Genomic DNA, 17,402 nt, shown 5'->3' with positions numbered 1-17,402 from the left:
GGAGCAGGATCAGGCGGCCTTGGCGGTGACGAAGCTGGGCGGGGCGGGCATGCCGGGCGAGACGGTCAGGGTCTCGTAGCCCGAGTCCGTCACCACCACCGTGTGTTCCCATTGGGCCGACAGGCTGTGGTCCCGGGTCACGATGGTCCATCCATCGGCCAGTTCACGGATTTCCCGGCGTCCGGCGTTGATCATGGGTTCCACGGTGAAGATCATGCCCGGCAGCAGTTCGATGCCGGTGCCGGGCTTGCCGTAGTGCAGCACCTGCGGGTCTTCGTGGAACACCTGGCCGATGCCGTGGCCGCAGAACTCCCGGACCACGCTGTAGCCGTGCGCCTCGGCGTGCTTCTGGATGGCGTGGCCGATGTCGCCCAGGTGGGCGCCGGGGCGGACCTGCTCGATGCCCAGCCACATGCACTCGTACGTGACCTGCGCCAGGCGGCGCGCCAGGATGGAGGGCTCGCCGGCGAAGAACATGCGGCTCGTGTCGCCGTGCCAGCCGTCCTTGATGATGGTGACGTCGATGTTGAGCGAGTCGCCGTTCTTCAGGACCTTGTCGCCGGGGATGCCGTGGCAGACCTGGTGGTTGACCGAGGTGCAGATGGCCCCGGTGAAGGGCGGGTAGCCCGGCGGCGCATAGCCGATGGTGGCCGACTTCACCTTCAGTTCGTCGGTCATGAATTCCAGGCACAGCCGGTCCAGTTCGCCGGTGGTCACGCCCGGCTTGACGTAGGGCGCGATGAAATCGAGCACGCTGGCCGCCGCCTGGCAGGCCTCGCGCATTTTCCCGATTTCCTCGGCCGACTTGATGGTGATGCTCATGATCTGCTTCCCGCGCTGTGTGCGCTCCACATTATGTTATGGCGCCGGACCGCCCGTCGCGCCCGCAGCCGGCCCGGACGGCGCCCGAAAGGCAGGCGTCGAGGCTTTCTTGTAACAAGAAGCGACGAGGGCCGGCGCCGGGGCCGAGGGATCGCTTGAGCAGGTGGTCCGGAAAATAGTAGAATTATAGGCTTCCTGTGATTTCAGGAAGCCAAAGGCCGGATCGGATCAGGGCGATCCTGGGGTGGCGGGGCGCCGCGTGGCGCGTCCATCATGCCAGAAAGCCTGGAGTTTCTCCAGGGATGTCGCCCGTCTTCGGCCTGGATTTTTCAACCGCGCGCCGTGTCGTCCAGGGTGCCGGCCGGGCCTAGTGTGCCTGGCGGGTGCTGATGCGGTGCAAGACCCAACCCTCGGAGTCAATATGTCCGTTAGCATGCGCGAAATGCTGGAAGCCGGTGTCCACTTCGGCCACCAAACCCGCTTCTGGAACCCCAAGATGGCCCCCTATATCTTCGGCCATCGCAACAAGATCCACATCATCAACCTCGAGAAGACCCTGGCCCTGTACCAGGACGCTCTGAAGTTCGTGCGTCAACTGTCGGCCCGCGGCGGCACGATCCTGTTCGTCAGCACCAAGCGCGCGGCTCGCGAGATCATCGCCGAGGAAGCGCAGCGCTGCGGCATGCCCTACGTCGACAGCCGCTGGCTGGGCGGCATGCTGACCAACTTCAAGACGGTCAAGACCTCGATCAAGCGCCTGAAGGACATGGAAGCCATGCAGGCCGAGGGCGCGACCGAGCGCATGAGCAAGAAGGAAGCGCTGATGTTCCAGCGCGAGCTCGAGAAGCTGAACAAGTCCATCGGCGGCATCAAGGACATGAACGGCCTGCCGGACGCGATCTTCATCATCGACGTCGGGTATCACAAAATTACCGTCACCGAAGCCAAGGCGCTTAACATTCCGGTCGTCGCCGTGGTGGATACTAACCACTCGCCGGACGGCGTGGCCCACGTCATCCCGGGCAACGACGATTCGTCCAAGGCGATCGCCCTGTACGCCCGCGGCGTGGCCGATGCCGTGCTGGAAGGCCGCGAACAGGCCCTGCAGGGCGTGGTCGATGCCGTGACCGAAGGCGGCGACGAGTTCGTGGAAGTCGAAGGCGAGGAGTAAGGTCCCCCTACGCGCTTGCGCGCGCCCCCCAGGGGGCGATGCGGGTGGACCGGCGGAGCCGGATCCACCGCATCCTGGGTCTGGGTGGGGATGTCTCGGCGCGAAGCGCCGCATTCTTGCCTGGATGCGGGAGTGGGCTTCTCTGCCGCTAGTAATGCTTGAAGGGGCCTTGTGCCCCTTCTTTTTAGTCAAACTATATTTCCGCCTTTGTCAGGGGCGGAAGATGTCAGGAGTAATCATGGCCGAAATTACCGCAGCAATGGTCAAGGAACTGCGCGAGAAGACCGACGCGCCCATGATGGAGTGCAAGAAGGCGTTGACCGAAGCCGGTGGCGATCTGGCCAAGGCCGAGGAAATCCTGCGCGTCAAGCTGGGCAGCAAGGCCAGCAAGGCCGCCGCCCGCGTGACCGCCGAAGGCCTGGTGGCCCTGTATGTCTCGGCCGATGCCAAGACCGGCGTCGCCGTCGAGGTCAACAGCGAAACCGACTTCGTGGCCAAGAACGACGATTTCGTCCAGTTCGCCAACGAAATCGCCGAGCTGATCGCCAAGGCCAACCCGGCCGACGTCGCCGCCCTGTCCGAGCTGGCGTTCCGTGACGGCACCGTGGAAAGCGTGCGTACCGCCCTGATCGGCAAGATCGGCGAGAACATCTCCATCCGCCGCTTCACCCGCATCGCCACCGAGAACAAGCTGGCCCAGTACGTGCACGGCGGCCGCATCGGCGTGCTGGTCGAGTACTCCGGCGACGAAACGCTGGGCAAGGACATCGCCATGCACGTCGCGGCCACCAAGCCGAAGGCGCTGGACGCCGCCGGCGTGTCGCAGGACGACATCCAGCGCGAGCGTTCGGTTGCCGAGCAGAAGGCCGCCGAATCGGGCAAGCCCGCCGACATCGTCGCCAAGATGGTCGAAGGTTCGGTCCAGAAGTTCCTGAAAGAGGTTACGCTGTTGTCGCAACCGTTCGTCAAGGACGACAAGCAGACCGTCCAGCAGGTGCTCAAGGCCAAGAACTCCGCCGTCCAGCAGTTCGTGCTGTACGTGGTGGGCGAAGGCATCGAGAAGAAGGTCACCGACTTCGCCGCAGAAGTCGCTGCCCAGGCTGCTGCTGCAAAGAGTTAGTCCCCCCCCTACGCGCTTACGCGCGCCCCCCGGGGGCGGCCTCGAGGGACCGGCGGAGCCGGATCCCTCGTGCCTCGTCTGGGGGAAGTGGGGCTGTTGTAAAGATGTAGACGTAACGCAGCGCAGAAGGGTGGGCCTCTGTGGGCGGAGATGGGCCGGATGTCGGCGATTGCGCGGGAGCATGTATGACGGTGGAAATGAACGCATCTGGAACGAAAACGGGGGCGTACAAGCGCGTCCTGCTCAAGCTGTCGGGCGAAGCCCTGATGGGTGACGATGCGTTCGGTATCAACCGGGCGACCATCGGCCGCATGGTCGAGGAAATTGCCGAGGTGGCCGAGCTGGGCGTCGAGCTGGCGCTGGTCATCGGCGGCGGCAACATCTTCCGCGGCGTGGCGCCGGGTGCCCAGGGCATGGACCGCGCCACCGCCGACTACATGGGCATGATGGCCACCATCATGAACTCCCTGGCGCTGCAGGACGCGCTCAAGCGCCGCGGCGTCGATGCGCGCGTGCAATCGGCGCTGACCATCGAGCAGGTGGTCGAGCCCTACATCCGCCCCAAGGCCCTGCGCTACCTGGAAGAGGGCAAGGTCGTGATCTTCGCGGCCGGCACGGGCAACCCGTTCTTCACCACCGACACCGCCGCCGCCCTGCGCGGCGCCGAGGTCGGTGCCGAAATCGTATTGAAGGCAACCAAGGTCGACGGCATCTATTCGGCCGATCCCAAGAAGGATCCCACGGCTACGCGCTACAGCCGCATCAGTTTCGACGAGGCCATCGTGCGCCGCCTGGAAGTGATGGATGCGACGGCGTTCGCGCTGTGCCGCGACCAGAAACTGCCGATCAAGGTTTTTTCGATCAACAAGCCTGGCGCCCTGAAGCGCGTCGTCTCGGGCGACGACGAAGGCACGCTGGTGCACGTTTGATCGATTGTTCAGCATTTAGGAGACCGCAATGAGCGCTTCCGACGTCAAGAAAAACGCCGAGACCAAGATGGGCAAGTCCATCGAGACCCTGAAGGGCAGTCTCGCGAAGATCCGTACGGGTCGTGCCCATGCCGGCATACTGGACCATGTCCAGGTCGAGTACTACGGTTCCATGGTTCCGCTGAGCCAGGTCGCCAACGTCAGCGTGCTGGATGCGCGTACCCTGAGCGTCCAGGCGTGGGAAAAGAAGATGGCCCAGGTGGTCGAGAAGGCCATCCGGGAATCCGACCTGGGTCTCAACCCCCAGTCCATGGGCGACCTGATCCGCGTGCCGATGCCGGCGCTGACCGAAGAGCGCCGCCGCGAGCTGACCAAGGTGGTCAAGAGCGAGGGCGAGGATGCCAAGGTCGCCGTGCGCAACCTGCGGCGCGACGCCAACGAGCAGCTCAAGCGCCTGGTCAAGGACAAGGAAATCTCCGAGGACGAAGAACGCCGCGCGCAGGACGACGTCCAGAAGCTGACCGATCGTTTCGTCGCCGAGATCGACAAGGTGGTCGCGCAGAAAGAAGCGGAGATCATGACGGTTTGAGTTCCGCCATGTACATTCGGTCCCAGCGGAGCTGACATGGTCCTGAGTTCAACCCTCGGCATTCCCCGTACCGACGCCGTGCCCAGGCACGTGGCGATCATCATGGACGGCAACGGCCGATGGGCCACGCAGCGCTTCCTGCCCCGCGTGGCGGGCCACAAGAAGGGCGTGGATGCCGTCAGGGCGGTGGTGGAGGCCTGCGCCGTTCGCGGCATCGAATACCTGACCCTGTTCGCCTTCAGTTCCGAGAACTGGCGCCGTCCGCCCGACGAGGTGTCCCTGCTGATGCGGCTGTTCGTCCACGCGCTGGAGCGCGAGGTCGCCAGGCTGGCCCGCAACGGCATCAAGCTCAAGGTCGTGGGGGACATCAGCGCGTTCGAGCCCCGGCTGCGCGAGCTGATCGCCGACGTGGAAGCCCGCACCCGCGACAACGACCGCCTGACGCTGACGATCGCCGCCAACTATGGCGGCCGCTGGGACATCCTGGAAGCGACGCGCCGCCTGCTGGCTGCGCGTCCGGACCTGGCTGCCCATCCCGAGCAACTGGACGAGGCCATGCTGACGCCGCATCTGTCGATGGCGTACGCGCCGGAGCCGGACCTGTTCATCCGCACGGGCGGCGAGCAGCGCATCTCCAACTTCCTGGTCTGGCAACTGGCCTATACCGAGCTGTATTTCACCGACTGCTTCTGGCCCGATTTCGACGCCGATCAACTGGATCTGGCGTGCAAGTCCTATCGCAGCCGCGAGCGCCGCTTCGGCCGCACCAGCGCCCAGCTGAAGGCGCCGGCGGCGGTTTCCTCGAACGGCGGCTAGACCCATGCTCGGGCAGCGCGTCGTCACCGCCATCGTCCTGCTGATCGTCCTGGTCGCCGTGCTGGCGGTGGCCGATCCGCGCCCCTTCGAGATCCTGATGGCGGTGTTCGTGGGCTGCGCGCTGTGGGAGTGGTGGCGCCTGACGCTTTCGCCCCGCGGCGGCACCGGCCGCGCCCATCTGCCCGCCATCGCGGCGGGCGTGGTACTGGGCGCCGCCCTGGTCGCCTGGCGCTGGAACAGCGGCGGCGCCGACCTCTCGGCCGGTCCCGCCGGCAGCTTCTGGCGCGGCCTGTGGATCGCCGTCTCGGCGGTCTGGGTGGGCCTGCTGGTCCCCATGCTGTTTCGCGCCAGTCCGGATGCCGAGCCTCGCAACCCCTGGCTGACCGCGCTGGCGCCGTTCGCGCTGCTGGCCGCCTGGTCGGCGCTGACCGCGGCGTTCGGACGCGGCGTGCCCTTCCTGCTCACCCTGATGGCGGTGGTCTGGATCGCCGACATCTCGGCGTATTTCGTCGGCCGCGCGCTGGGGCGCAACAAGCTCGCACCCCACATCAGCCCGGGCAAGACCCGCGAGGGCGCGCTGGGCGGCGTCGTGTGCGTGGTCGTCTTCGTGCTGGCCTGCGGCTTCTTCCCCGGCACCTTCGGCGCCGCCCTGGTCGAGCGCTGGGGATGGGCCGGAGCCCTGGCCCTGGCCGTGGTGCTGGCGGCGCTGTCCATCGCGGGCGACCTGTTCGAATCGCTCATCAAGCGGCGCGCCGGCATCAAGGATTCCAGCAACCTGCTGCCGGGCCACGGCGGCGTGCTGGATCGCATCGATGCCCTGATTCCCGTCCTGCCGCTGGCCGTCCTGCTGTCATGACCTTCCGTACCGTCACCATACTGGGCGCCACCGGCTCCATCGGCGCCAGCACGCTGGACGTGATCGCGCGCCACCCGCAGCGCTACCGCGTCCATGCCCTGAGCGCCCACAGCCGCATGGAACAGCTCGCCGCCCAGGCGGAGGCCAGCCAGGCTGCCGTCGTGGTGGTGCCCGATGATGCGGCGCGCCAGCGTTTCGTCGATGCGTGGCGGGGCAGGGCACGGTTGCCGGAGATCCGCGTGGGCGCGCAGGCGCTGGCCGATACCGCCGCCGACGAGGCCAGCGACACGGTCATGGCCGCCATCGTGGGCGCCGCGGGCCTGCCTTCGGCGCTGGCGGCCGCCAGCGCCGGCAAGCGGGTGCTGCTGGCGAACAAAGAGGCCCTGGTGGTGGCGGGGCGCCTGTTCATGGACGCGGTGCGCGACAACGGCGCCGAACTCCTGCCTATCGACAGCGAACACAACGCCATCTTCCAGTGCCTGCCCCATGGCGCCCGGGCGTCGGCGGCCCAGGCGCCCGCGCCGGGCGTGCGCCGGCTGCTGTTGACCGCCTCGGGCGGACCATTCCGTACCCGGCCGCTGGACAGCCTGGCGGACGTCACCCCAGACCAGGCCTGTGCCCATCCCAATTGGTCCATGGGGCGCAAGATCTCGGTCGATTCGGCCACGATGCTGAACAAGGGGCTGGAGGTCATCGAGGCGCACTGGCTGTTCGCGATGCCGCCGGAGCGCATCGACGTCGTGGTGCATCCGCAAAGCGTGATCCACTCCATGGTCGAGTACGACGACGGGTCGGTGCTGGCGCAGCTCGGGCATCCCGACATGCGGACCCCCATCGCGTACGGCCTCGCATTCCCCGAGCGCATCGCCACGGGCGTCGGCCCGCTGGACCTGGCCCGGCTGGGCCGCCTGGACTTCGAGGCCCCCGACCTGGCCCGCTTTCCGTGCCTGCGCCTGGCGTTCGAGGCGTTGCGGGGCGGGCAGGGCGCCTGCGTGGCCCTGAACGCCGCCAACGAAGTGGCCGTCGAGGCCTTCCTGCGGGGCGCCGCCCCCTATCCGGCAATCGCGGCTATCATCGAGACCGTGCTGGATGGCGCCTGGGTCCGGGCCGCGGACCGGCTGGGCAGCCTGGAAGCCCTGCTCGACCTGGACCGCGAGGCGCGCGCCCGGGCCGGCGAGGCCCTGGCCCGGAGCGCCGGGCCCTAGGAAGCGCGCTTGCCGCGCACCCGGGTTGGCGGCCACCGGCCTTTGGCCGATGATCCTGTCATGTTCGCTTACCGAGATTCCCCGTGTATTGCCGGAGCCGGCGTGCATTTCCGTGTTAAATCGTCGGTTCGGCGTCCAGGCCAGGATGCCGGAGCAAGGAGATTTCCATGTTGTTGACGTTGGCGGCCTTCGCCGTCGCGCTGGGCGTGCTGGTGGTGATCCACGAACTGGGGCACTACCTCGTGGCCCGCGCGTGCGGGGTGCGCATCCTGAGGTTCTCGGTGGGATTCGGCAAGGTGCTGTGCAAGCGCACCGACCGCCACGGCACCGAATGGGCCCTGTCGGCGATCCCGCTGGGCGGTTACGTGAAGATGCTGGACGAGCGCGAGGGCGAGGTGCCCGCCGCCGAGCGGGGCCGCGCGTTCAATGCCCAGCCGGTGGGCAAGCGCATCGCCATCGTCGCGGCCGGGCCGGTGTTCAACCTGGTGCTCGCGGCGCTGCTGTACGCGGCGCTGAACATGGCCGGCGTCAAGGAACCGGCGGCCGTGCTGGGCGCGCCGGCGGCCGGCACGCCGGCCTTCGCGGCGGGCGTCCAGGCGGGCGACCGCATCCTCGCCATCGACGGCGCCCAGGTGGGTACCTGGGGCGACGCGCGGTGGATGCTGCTCAAGAGCCTGACCGACAAGGCCCGTCCCGCCGTCGAGGTGCAGACGGCCAGCGGCGAGCGCCGCGTGCGCACGGTCGACTTCTCCCGCGCCGCGCTGGGCCAGATGGAAGGCGACGTGCTGGGCCGCGAGGGCTTCGGCCTGGCCAGCCCGAAACCCGTGATCCGCGGCATCGTGCCCGAGAGCGCCGCCGCCCAGGCGGGCCTGCTGGCCGGCGACAGGGTGGTGGCGGCAGGCGACAAGAAGGATCCCTCGGCCACCGAACTGATCACGCTGATCCAGGCGCATGCCGGCCAGCCGCTGCGCCTGTCCGTGATACGCGACGGGGCGGCGCTGGCGATCGACGTCCTGCCGCGCGAGGAGCGCCAGGCGGACGGTACGCTGGTGGGCCGCATCGGCGCCCAGATCGGCGGCGACATCCAGCTCATCACCGTGCGCCATGGTCCGGTCGAAAGCCTGGCCATGGGCGCCCGCCGCACCGCCGAGGTGTCCTGGTTCTCGCTGCGGATGCTGGGCAAGATGCTGGTGGGGGACGTGGCCCTGAGCAACCTCAGCGGGCCGGTGACCATCGCCGACTACGCCGGCCAGACGGCCAGGATGGGCCTGGAGGCCTACATCGCCTTCCTGGCGCTGGTCAGCGTCAGCCTGGGCGTGCTGAATCTCCTGCCCATTCCCATGCTGGACGGGGGGCACCTGCTGTATTATCTCGTCGAGATCATCCGGGGCAGTCCGCCGCCGGAACGCTGGATGGAAATGGGGCAGCGCGCCGGGTTCGGCATCCTGATGGTGCTGATGGCCGTTGCCTTGTTCAACGACTTTACGCGACTGCTGACCTAGAACCCATGCGCGCCGCCTTGCCTGCCGCCTTAGCGGACCGTGCCTCGACCGCCCGGGCCGGGTCGAGCCGCACGCCGCGCTTTCGCATATCACTCAATTAAGAAAACTCCGGGATTACGCATGACCAATCGCACCCGGCGCATGCCGCGTCTGCTGTCCATTTTGCTGGCCATGGCGGCCACCCCCCTGGCCTACGCCTTCGATCCCTTCGTCGTCCGCGATATCCGGGTGGAAGGCATCCAGCGTACCGAGGCCGGTACGGTGTTCGGATACCTGCCGGTCAAGGTGGGCGAACGCTTCACCGAAGAGCAGGCCACGCAGGCGGTGCGGGCGCTGTACGGTACCGGCTTCTTCCGCGACGTGCGCATCGAGGTCGAGAACGACGTGGTGGTGGTCATCGTCGACGAACGCCCGGCGATCGCCGCGATCTCCTTCAACGGCATGCGCGAATTCGAGTCCGCCAACGTGCTCAAGTCGCTGGCCGAAGTGGGCTTCGCCGAGGCCCGCATCTTCGACCGCGCCTTGCTCGATCGCGCCGTGCAGGAACTCAAGCGCCAGTACCTGGCGCGCGGCAAGTACTCGGTCGAGATCGTGCCCACGATCACGCCGCTCGAGCGCAACCGCGTCGGCATCACCTTCGACATCTTCGAGGGCGACGTCGCGCGCATCGCGGGCATCAAGATCATCGGCGCCAAGGCCATCCGCGAAAGCGAACTGCTGGACCTGCTGCAGCTGACCACGCCGGGCTGGCTGACCTGGTACACCAAGGCCGACCAGTATTCGCGGCAGAAGCTGCAGGGCGACATCGAAACGCTGCGTTCGTACTACATGAACCGGGGCTACCTGGAATTCAACGTCGATTCGCCGCAGGTCACGATCTCGCCCGACCGCAAGGACATCTTCATCACCCTGTCCATCACCGAAGGCGACAAATACTCGGTCAGCGACGTCAAGCTGGCGGGCGACCTGCTGGGCCTGGACGACGAGCTCAACAAGCTGATCACGGTCAAGCCGGGCGAGACCTTCTCGGCCGAGAAGGTCAACGCCTCCAGCAAGGCCATCACCGACTACCTGGGCAAGCTGGGCTATGCCTTCAGTAACGTCAACGCCACGCCCCAGGTCGATCGCGAGAAAAAAACGGCGGCCATCACCTTCTTCGTCGATCCCAACCGCCGCGTGTACGTGCGCCGCGTGAACATCGGCGGCAACACCCGCACCCGCGACGTCGTGATCCGCCGCGAGATGCGCCAGCTCGAGAGCGCCTGGTACGACGCCGGCAAGATCCAGCTGTCGCGCGACCGGATCGACCGCCTGGGCTACTTCCAGAACATCAACATCGAGACGCCGCCGGTGCCGGGCACGCCCGACCAGATCGACGTCAACGTGAACGTCCAGGAAAAGCCGACCGGCATGATCAACCTGGGCGCGGGCTTCAGCAGTACCGACAAGGTGGTGCTGTCGGCGGGCATCAGCCAGGACAACATCTTCGGCAGCGGCACCACCGCCGGCCTGGAGCTGAACACCGGCAAGACCTACCGCACGATCGCGATCAGCCAGACCAATCCGTACTTCACGCAGGATGGCATCAGCCGCTCGACCAGCCTGTACTACCGTACGCTGCGTCCGCTGTCGATCAACACCGGCGACTACCGCATCAAGACCATGGGGGCGAGCCTGACGTTCGGCGTGCCGTTCACGGAAACCCAGCGCGTGTTCTTCGGCACCGCGCTGGAAGCCAACGACATCGACATCTACGACAGCAGCCCCCAGCGCTTCATCGACTACGTCAATACCTTCGGGGCTCGCAGCAACGCCGTCATCTTCTCGGTGGGCTGGAGCAACGACCGGCGCGACAGCGCGCTGGCGCCCACGCGCGGCACCTACCAGCGCGCGGCCGGCGAAACCTCGCTGTTCGGCGACCTGCGCTACTACAAGGCCAGCTACCAGCACCAGTACTACTGGCCCATCACGCGCAGCATGACGCTGGCGTTGAACGGCCAGGTCGACTACGGCAAGGGCTTCGGCGGCCGGCCGTACCCGCTGCTCAAGAACGTGTACGCCGGCGGTATCGGATCGGTGCGCGGCTTCGACGGCGGTTCGCTGGGTCCGCGCGACAGCAAGAACGGCGACAGCCTGGGCGGCGCCAAGCGGGTCATCGCCAACGCCGAGCTGCTGCTGCCGTTCCCCGGCACCCAGCAGGACCGCACGCTGCGCTGGTTCCTGTTCGCCGACGCGGGTAACGTCTACGCCGACGAGGAGAACATCAACCTGGGCCAGCTGCGCTACTCGGCCGGTATCGGCCTGAGCTGGCAATCGCCCATCGGTCCTCTGAAGATCTCCTTCGGCAAGGCGCTCAACGCCAAGCCGCAGGACCGGACCCAGAGCTTCCAGTTCCAGATCGGCACGGGGTTCTGACGAGGCGAACGAGGCGGGCGGCCGCAAGGCCTATGCCCGCCCGGGAATTTTTCTGCTACAACCAATTACCAGGGCGCGGCCCCGGGCGCTTGCCCGGCCCGGCGCCATTAGTGGCAAAATACACGACTACCTTCCTAGCGAGAAATAAATGATCCGCATGTTTTCGACATCTGCCACCAGTCTGACCGCCTCCTCTGCAGTCAAGGGTGCCGGCCGGGTGCTGGCGGCGCTGGTGCTTTCTAGTGCCGCTGTCGGCGCGGCTCATGCCCAGGCATCCCAGGCCCCGGTCAAGATCGGCTTCGTCAATACCGAGCGGATCTTCCGCGACGCCGCGCCGGCCAAGGCCGCCCAGGCCAAGATCGAAGCCGACTTCAAGAAGCGCGATGCCGAGCTGCAAGACATGGCCAATCGCCTGCGCACCCAGTCCGAGCAGCTGGACAAGGACAGCGCCGTACTGTCCGAATCCGATCGCACCCGCCGCCAGCGCGACCTGAGCGACCTCGACAAGGACTTCCAGCGCAAGCGCCGCGAGTTCCAGGAGGACCTGAACCAGCGCCGCAACGAGGAGCTCTCGCAGATCCTCGAGCGCGCCAACCGCGTGATCAAGCAGATCGCCGAGCAGGAAAACTACGACCTGATCTTCCAGGAAGCCGTCGTGGTCAGCCCGCGTGTCGACATCACCGACAAGGTCCTGAAGGCCCTGAACAGCGGCGCCAAGTAATTGCGCCGCTCTCGCATGTTCCTGTCGTCCGCGCGAGCTTCGCATGCCCATCCTGCTTGACACGACCAAGGCGCCGGTACTGCAAAGGCTGCTCGACGAAACCGATACCAGCGGGTTGACGTGGACGATCGAGCCGGGGGGGGCGCAAGCGCTCCCCAGCGCCGAAGTCGTGGTCGCGGGCATCGCGAATCTCGAGCACGCGGGGCCGCAGGAACTGAGTTTCGTCGCCAATCCCCGTTACCAGTCGCAACTGATCGATGCGCGCGCAGCGGTCGTGCTGGTCACGGCCGAGGTGGCGCAAGCCTATCGCGAAAGCCTCTCGCAGGCAGGCCGCGCCGAGCAGGCGCTGCCGCTGGTGGTCTGCAATTCGCCCTATCTGCTGTTCGCGCGGATCGGGCAATGGTTCGACCGGCAATTGCATCCCCAGCCCGCCGGCTCCATCCATCCGTCGGCCGTCGTCGCGCCCGACGCCAGCGTCGATCCCAGCGCCCACGTGGGGCCGCTCGCGGTCATCGAGGCCGGCGCGCAGATCGGGCCGCGCGCCCGCATCGGTGCGGGTTGCGTCGTGGGCGAGGGCTGCCGCGTCGGCGCCGATACGGTGCTGCATCCGCGTGTCACGCTGTACCGGGGGGTCAGCATGGGCGCGCGTTGCGTCGTCTTGTCGGGAGCGGTCATCGGCGATGACGGCTTCGGGTTCGCGCCCGATCCGTCCCGGGCCAAGGGAGCCTGGACCAAGATCCCGCAGTTCGGGGGCGTGCGTATCGGCGATGACGTCGAGATCGGCGCCAACACCACCATCGATCGCGGCGCGCTGGACGACACCGTGATCGGCAACGGCGTCAAGATCGACAACCAGATCATGATCGGCCACAACTGCCGCATCGGCGACCACACCGCGATGGCGGCCTGCGTGGGCATCGCCGGATCGACCACCATCGGCCAGCGCTGTTCCATCGGCGGGGCCGCGATGATAGGGGGCCACCTGAAGATCGGCGACGACGTCTTCATCTCGGCGGCAACCCCGGTGCACAGCAACATCGACAAGCCGGGGCAGTACACTGGTTTCTTCCCGATGACCGAGCACGCCCAGTGGGAGCGCAACGCGGTCGCTGTCAGGCACCTGGCCACCATGGCCAAGCGGATCAAGGCGCTGGAAAAGAAGTAAAAGGCGGGCGGGCGCCGCAGCGGCCCGCCGCGCATCAAATACTGGAATCTGTATGGAAATGGACATCAAGGGGATACTCGACCATTTGCCGCATCGCTATCCGATGCTGCTGATCGATCGGGTCATCGACGTCAAGCCCGGGGAATCCATCCTCGCGATCAAGAACGTGTCGATCAACGAGCCGTTCTTCACCGGCCATTTCCCGCACCATCCCGTCATGCCGGGCGTGCTGATCCTCGAGGCCATGGCCCAGGCGGCCGCCATCACGTCGTTCACCGCGGCCGGCAAGAAGCCCGACGACAACACGGTGTACTACTTCGTCGGCATCGACGGCGCCCGCTTCAAGCGGCCCGTGGTCCCGGGGGACCAGCTGCGCCTGGAGGTCAACGTCGAGCGTTCGTCGCGCGGCATCTGGAAGTACAACGGCAAGGCGCTGGTGGACGGACAGGTCGCGGCCGAGGCGGACCTGATGTGCACCATGCGCATCCTTGAACCCTGACGGAAGGTTTTCGTGGCGAGGATACATCCCACCGCTATCGTCGATCCGGCCGCCCGGCTGGACGACAGCGTGACGGTCGGCCCCTTCAGCATGATCGGGCCGAACGTGCGCATCGGCGCCGACACCGAGATCGGACCGCATTGCGTCATCGACGGCCATACGACGATAGGGCGCGGCAACCGCTTCTTCCCGTCGTGCTCGATCGGTGCCGAGCCGCAGGACAAGAAGTACGCCGGCGAGCCCACCCGCCTGGAGATCGGCGACGGCAACACGATACGCGAATGCTGCACCATCAACACCGGCACGGTGCAGGACGCGGGTGCGACGCGCCTGGGCAACGACAACTGGATCATGGCCTACGTGCACGTGGCCCATGATTGCCAGCTGGGCAGCCACATCATCCTGGCCAACGGCACGCAGCTGGCCGGCCATGTGCACATCGGCGACCACGTATTCCTGGGCGGCATGACCGGCGTGCACCAGTTCGTCAAGATCGGCGCGCATGCCATGACCAGCGTCCATTCCACGCTGCTGCAGGACCTGCCGCCCTTCGTCACGTCCTCGGGCAGTCCGGCCAGGGCCGTCGGCATCAACGTCGAGGGCCTGAAGCGGCGCGGTTTCACGCCGGCGCAGATCTCCGGACTGCGGGCCGCCTACAAGACGCTGTACCGCCAGGGCCTGACGCTGGACGAGGCGCGCGCGGCGCTCCAGGCCAGGCGTGCCGAGGATCCCGAGCTCGATGCTCCGCTGTCCACCTTGCTGGCCTTCCTCGATACCGCCACGCGCGGTATCGTGCGCTGACGGAGGCCGGCGTGCCGGATGAGGGCAGGGCGTCCATCGGCATGGTGGCGGGAGAGCCTTCGGGCGACCTGCTGGCGGCCACGGTGGTCGAGGCCCTGCACGAGCGGGCGCCGCAACTGGCGCTGGCGGGCATAGGCGGCCCCAACATGCAGGCCCAGGGTTTCGATGCCTGGTATCCCATGCACAAGCTGGCCGTGAACGGCTACGCCGACGTCCTGATGCACCTGCCCGAGCTGCTCAACATCCGCCGCAGCCTGCGCGAGCGCTGGCTGGCCGAACGGCCGGCGGCCTTCGTCGGGGTCGACGCGCCCGATTTCAATTTCGGCCTGGAGCATGCCCTGCGCGAGGGCGGCATCCCCACCGTGCATTTCATCGGCCCCTCGCTGTGGGCCTGGCGGGGGGAACGCATCAACAAGATCCGCGACGCCGTCTCCCACATGCTGGTGGTGTTCCCGTTCGAGGAGCAGATCTATCGCGACGCCGGCGTTCCCGTGACCTACGTGGGCCACCCGCTGGCGCGCCTCGTCCAGCGCGTGCCCGACCGCGCCGCGGCCAGGGCCCGCCACGGCATAGCCGCCGGCGCGCGGGTGCTGGCGCTGATGCCCGGCAGCCGGGCCGGCGAGGTTCGACACCTGGCTCCGCGCTTCCTGGCCGCGGCCAAGCTGCTGCAGGCGCGCGATCCGGGCCTGCATCTGTGGGCGCCCATGGCCAACGCCGAGCGCGAGCGCGAGTTCCTGGCGCACGCCGCGGCCGTGGGGGGGCTGGCCAACCTGCATACCGTCATAGGCGGCACGCACGACATCCTGGCCGCCTGCAACGCCGTCCTGGTTGCCAGCGGCACCGCCACGCTGGAGGCCGCGCTGTTCAAGCGCCCCATGGTGATTTCCTACGTGCTGCCGCGCTTGTCATGGTGGATCATGCGGCGCCAGGCCTATCTGCCCTGGGTGGGACTGCCCAACGTGCTGTGCCGCGACACGGTCGTGCCCGAGCTGCTGCAGGACGAGGCCACGCCGCGCGCGCTGGCCGACGCGGCCTGGAAGGCGCTGACCGACGAGGCCGCCACCCGCCGGCTGGAAGAGCGCTTCACCGCCTTGCATGACGACCTCGTGCGCGACACGCCCGCCCTGGCCAGCCAGGCGATCCTGGAGGTGGCGGGCCATGGCTGAGAAGGGCTGGGTGCAGACCGAGCTGGGCTGGACCGCGGTGGAATCGCCGGGAGCGGACCTGTTGTCGGCCTTCGATGCCCACACGCTGCTGACCCTGCGCGTGGCGGGCGTGGACGAAGCCGGCCGGGGGCCCTTGGCCGGGCCGGTCTACGCGGCGGCCGTCATCCTCGATCCGGCCCGTCCGGTCGACGGCCTGAACGATTCCAAGATGCTGAGCGAGCGCGCCCGCGACGAACTCGCCCCGCTGATCCAGGAGCGCGCGCTGGCCTGGTGCGTGGCCAGCGTCAGCGTGGCCGAGATCGACGCGCTGAACATCCTGAACGCCACCATGCTGGCCATGCGGCGGGCCGTCGAGGGGCTGGGCTGCGTGCCCGACCTGGTGCAGGTGGACGGCAACCGTGCGCCGGCGCTGGCCTGCCGGGTGCAGACCGTGATCGGCGGCGATGCGCAGGTACAGGCGATCTCGGCGGCGTCCATCCTGGCCAAGACCGCGCGCGATGCCGAACTGGTCCGGCTGCACGCCAGCTACCCCATGTACGGCTTCGACCGGCACAAGGGCTACGGCACGCCAGACCACCTGCGTTGCCTGCTGGAACACGGCCCGTGCCCGGAACACCGCCGCAGTTTCGAGCCCGTGCGCCGGGCCCTGGGCATACCCGAGCCGGAAACGCCGCTGGCCCGGGTAATGGACAGCCTGCTGCCCTGGGACGACCTGCCCGAACCCGAGGCGCCGGCCCCGCGCCGCCGCCATGCCAAGCGCGCCTAGCCGCGCGGATCGCCGCCTGGAAGACCGACCATGAAACGCATCGCCTCGCGCGACAATCCGCTATTCAAGTCGCTGCGCAAGCTGACGCAGGCCTCGCAGGCACGGCGCGAGGCCGGCCTGTCCGTGCTGGAAGGCGTGCACCTGTGCCAGGCCTACCTGCAATGGCGGGGCCTGCCCCGGCATGCGGTGTTCGACGCGCGGCGGCTGGAAGGCGAGCGGGCCAGCGCCGAAGTCATGGCCTTGCGCGACCAGGTGCCGGCCGACCGCCAGGTCTGGCTGGACGGCAACCTGATCGACGACCTGGAGCACGTGCAGGCCGGCCAGGGCGTGGTGTTCGTGGTCGAGACGCCGGCGCCGCCGCTGCCCGAGCGCGTCACGCAAGGCTGCGTGCTGCTCGACCGCGTCCAGGACCCCGGCAACGTCGGCGCCATCCTGCGCACCTGCGCGGCGGCCGGCGTGCGCCACGTCTTCCTGTCGGACGAGACCGCCTTCGCCTGGTCGCCCAAGGTGCTGCGTTCGGGGCAGGGGGCGCATTTCTCGCTGACCATCCATGAGCGGGTCGATCTGCGGGCCCTGCTGGCGCGCCTGGACCTGCCGCTGGTGGCCACCACGCTGGACGATGCCGTGGGCCTTTACCAGGCCGCGCTGCCGCGGCACTGCGCCTGGGTATTCGGCAATGAAGGGCAGGGCGTGCGCGCCGAACTTCAGGCCGCCGCGGCGCTGCGGGTGCGCATTCCGCAGGAGCCGGCGGCCGAGTCGCTGAACGTCGGGGCGGCGGTGGCGGTGTGCCTGTTCGAGCATCGGCGCCGGTTCGTTCCGGGTTAGGGCCCAGCCGCGGCTCCAAGGTTGCATGCGCGTT

General features: G+C 67.8%; 17 protein-coding genes. 16 read left to right on the top strand and 1 reads right to left on the bottom strand.

Translation table 11 applies throughout. The features are described from left to right. Positions 1 to 9: 9 nt before the first annotated feature. Positions 10 to 822 (bottom strand): type I methionyl aminopeptidase, encoded by an 813-nt coding sequence (gene map, locus CDO46_RS04695; RefSeq protein ID WP_087837406.1) that lies wholly within the window; start codon positions 820 to 822, stop codon positions 10 to 12. 421 nt (positions 823 to 1,243) lie between these two features. On the opposite strand from map, the gene rpsB reads away from it, so the two are divergent. From rpsB to CDO46_RS04615, 16 genes are all read left to right on the top strand, one after another. Continuing rightward, positions 1,244 to 1,993 carry a 30S ribosomal protein S2 gene (gene rpsB / locus CDO46_RS04690; protein ID WP_087837405.1) on the top strand — a complete coding sequence of 250 codons (750 nt, stop codon included), beginning with the start codon at positions 1,244 to 1,246 and terminating at the stop codon, positions 1,991 to 1,993. A gap of 238 nt (positions 1,994 to 2,231) precedes the next feature. Continuing rightward, the gene (gene tsf / locus CDO46_RS04685) at positions 2,232 to 3,113 is read left to right on the top strand and encodes a translation elongation factor Ts (RefSeq protein WP_087837404.1); all 882 of its coding nucleotides are present in this window, start codon (positions 2,232 to 2,234) and stop codon (positions 3,111 to 3,113) included. A gap of 197 nt (positions 3,114 to 3,310) precedes the next feature. Then, positions 3,311 to 4,042: a UMP kinase gene (pyrH, locus tag CDO46_RS04680; protein WP_087837431.1), complete on the top strand. Its 732-nt coding sequence runs from the start codon at positions 3,311 to 3,313 to the stop codon at positions 4,040 to 4,042. Positions 4,043 to 4,070: 28 nt separating this feature from the next. Continuing rightward, a complete protein-coding gene (gene frr / locus CDO46_RS04675; protein WP_087837403.1) occupies positions 4,071 to 4,631 on the top strand; it encodes a ribosome recycling factor in 561 nt (186 codons plus the stop codon). Between the two features lie 36 nt (positions 4,632 to 4,667). Further along, positions 4,668 to 5,447, top strand: a complete 780-nt coding sequence (gene uppS / locus CDO46_RS04670) for a polyprenyl diphosphate synthase (RefSeq protein WP_087837402.1) — start codon at positions 4,668 to 4,670, stop codon at positions 5,445 to 5,447. Positions 5,448 to 5,451: 4 nt separating this feature from the next. Next, positions 5,452 to 6,303: a phosphatidate cytidylyltransferase gene (locus CDO46_RS04665; protein WP_087837401.1), complete on the top strand. Its 852-nt coding sequence runs from the start codon at positions 5,452 to 5,454 to the stop codon at positions 6,301 to 6,303. Then, positions 6,300 to 7,508, top strand: coding sequence for a 1-deoxy-D-xylulose-5-phosphate reductoisomerase (locus CDO46_RS04660; RefSeq protein ID WP_087837400.1), 1,209 nt, complete (start codon positions 6,300 to 6,302; stop codon positions 7,506 to 7,508). Before CDO46_RS04665 ends, CDO46_RS04660 begins: the two co-directional genes overlap by 4 nt. 167 nt (positions 7,509 to 7,675) lie before the next feature. Then, entirely contained in the window at positions 7,676 to 9,010 is a 1,335-nt protein-coding gene (rseP, locus tag CDO46_RS04655) for an RIP metalloprotease RseP (RefSeq protein ID WP_087837399.1), read from the top strand. Between the two features lie 141 nt (positions 9,011 to 9,151). Further along, a complete protein-coding gene (bamA, locus tag CDO46_RS04650) occupies positions 9,152 to 11,425 on the top strand; it encodes an outer membrane protein assembly factor BamA (RefSeq protein WP_243724361.1) in 2,274 nt (757 codons plus the stop codon). Positions 11,426 to 11,582: 157 nt separating this feature from the next. After that, a complete protein-coding gene (locus CDO46_RS04645; protein ID WP_087837430.1) occupies positions 11,583 to 12,146 on the top strand; it encodes an OmpH family outer membrane protein in 564 nt (187 codons plus the stop codon). Between the two features lie 43 nt (positions 12,147 to 12,189). Then, on the top strand, positions 12,190 to 13,311 hold the full coding sequence (gene lpxD, locus CDO46_RS04640; RefSeq protein ID WP_087837397.1) for a UDP-3-O-(3-hydroxymyristoyl)glucosamine N-acyltransferase: 1,122 nt from the start codon (positions 12,190 to 12,192) through the stop codon (positions 13,309 to 13,311). Positions 13,312 to 13,363: 52 nt separating this feature from the next. Next, positions 13,364 to 13,810, top strand: a complete 447-nt coding sequence (gene fabZ / locus CDO46_RS04635) for a 3-hydroxyacyl-ACP dehydratase FabZ (protein WP_087837396.1) — start codon at positions 13,364 to 13,366, stop codon at positions 13,808 to 13,810. Positions 13,811 to 13,822: 12 nt separating this feature from the next. Continuing rightward, positions 13,823 to 14,611 (top strand): acyl-ACP--UDP-N-acetylglucosamine O-acyltransferase, encoded by a 789-nt coding sequence (lpxA, locus tag CDO46_RS04630; RefSeq protein ID WP_087837395.1) that lies wholly within the window; start codon positions 13,823 to 13,825, stop codon positions 14,609 to 14,611. Positions 14,612 to 14,652: 41 nt separating this feature from the next. After that, complete coding sequence (gene lpxB / locus CDO46_RS04625) at positions 14,653 to 15,777, top strand: lipid-A-disaccharide synthase (protein ID WP_087837429.1); 1,125 nt, start codon at positions 14,653 to 14,655, stop codon at positions 15,775 to 15,777. Between the two features lie 37 nt (positions 15,778 to 15,814). After that, positions 15,815 to 16,543, top strand: a complete 729-nt coding sequence (gene rnhB / locus CDO46_RS04620; RefSeq protein WP_243724362.1) for a ribonuclease HII — start codon at positions 15,815 to 15,817, stop codon at positions 16,541 to 16,543. 30 nt (positions 16,544 to 16,573) lie between these two features. Beyond that, positions 16,574 to 17,368 carry an RNA methyltransferase gene (locus CDO46_RS04615; RefSeq protein ID WP_087837393.1) on the top strand — a complete coding sequence of 265 codons (795 nt, stop codon included), beginning with the start codon at positions 16,574 to 16,576 and terminating at the stop codon, positions 17,366 to 17,368. The last annotated feature ends 34 nt before the right edge of the window (positions 17,369 to 17,402 follow it).

It is taken from the genome of Pigmentiphaga sp. NML030171, assembly GCF_002188635.1.
Taxonomy (GTDB): Bacteria; Pseudomonadota; Gammaproteobacteria; order Burkholderiales; family Burkholderiaceae_B; genus Pigmentiphaga; species Pigmentiphaga daeguensis.
The sequence above is the reverse complement of the archived record's forward strand: the minus strand, read 5'-3'. Positions and strand labels throughout refer to the sequence as shown.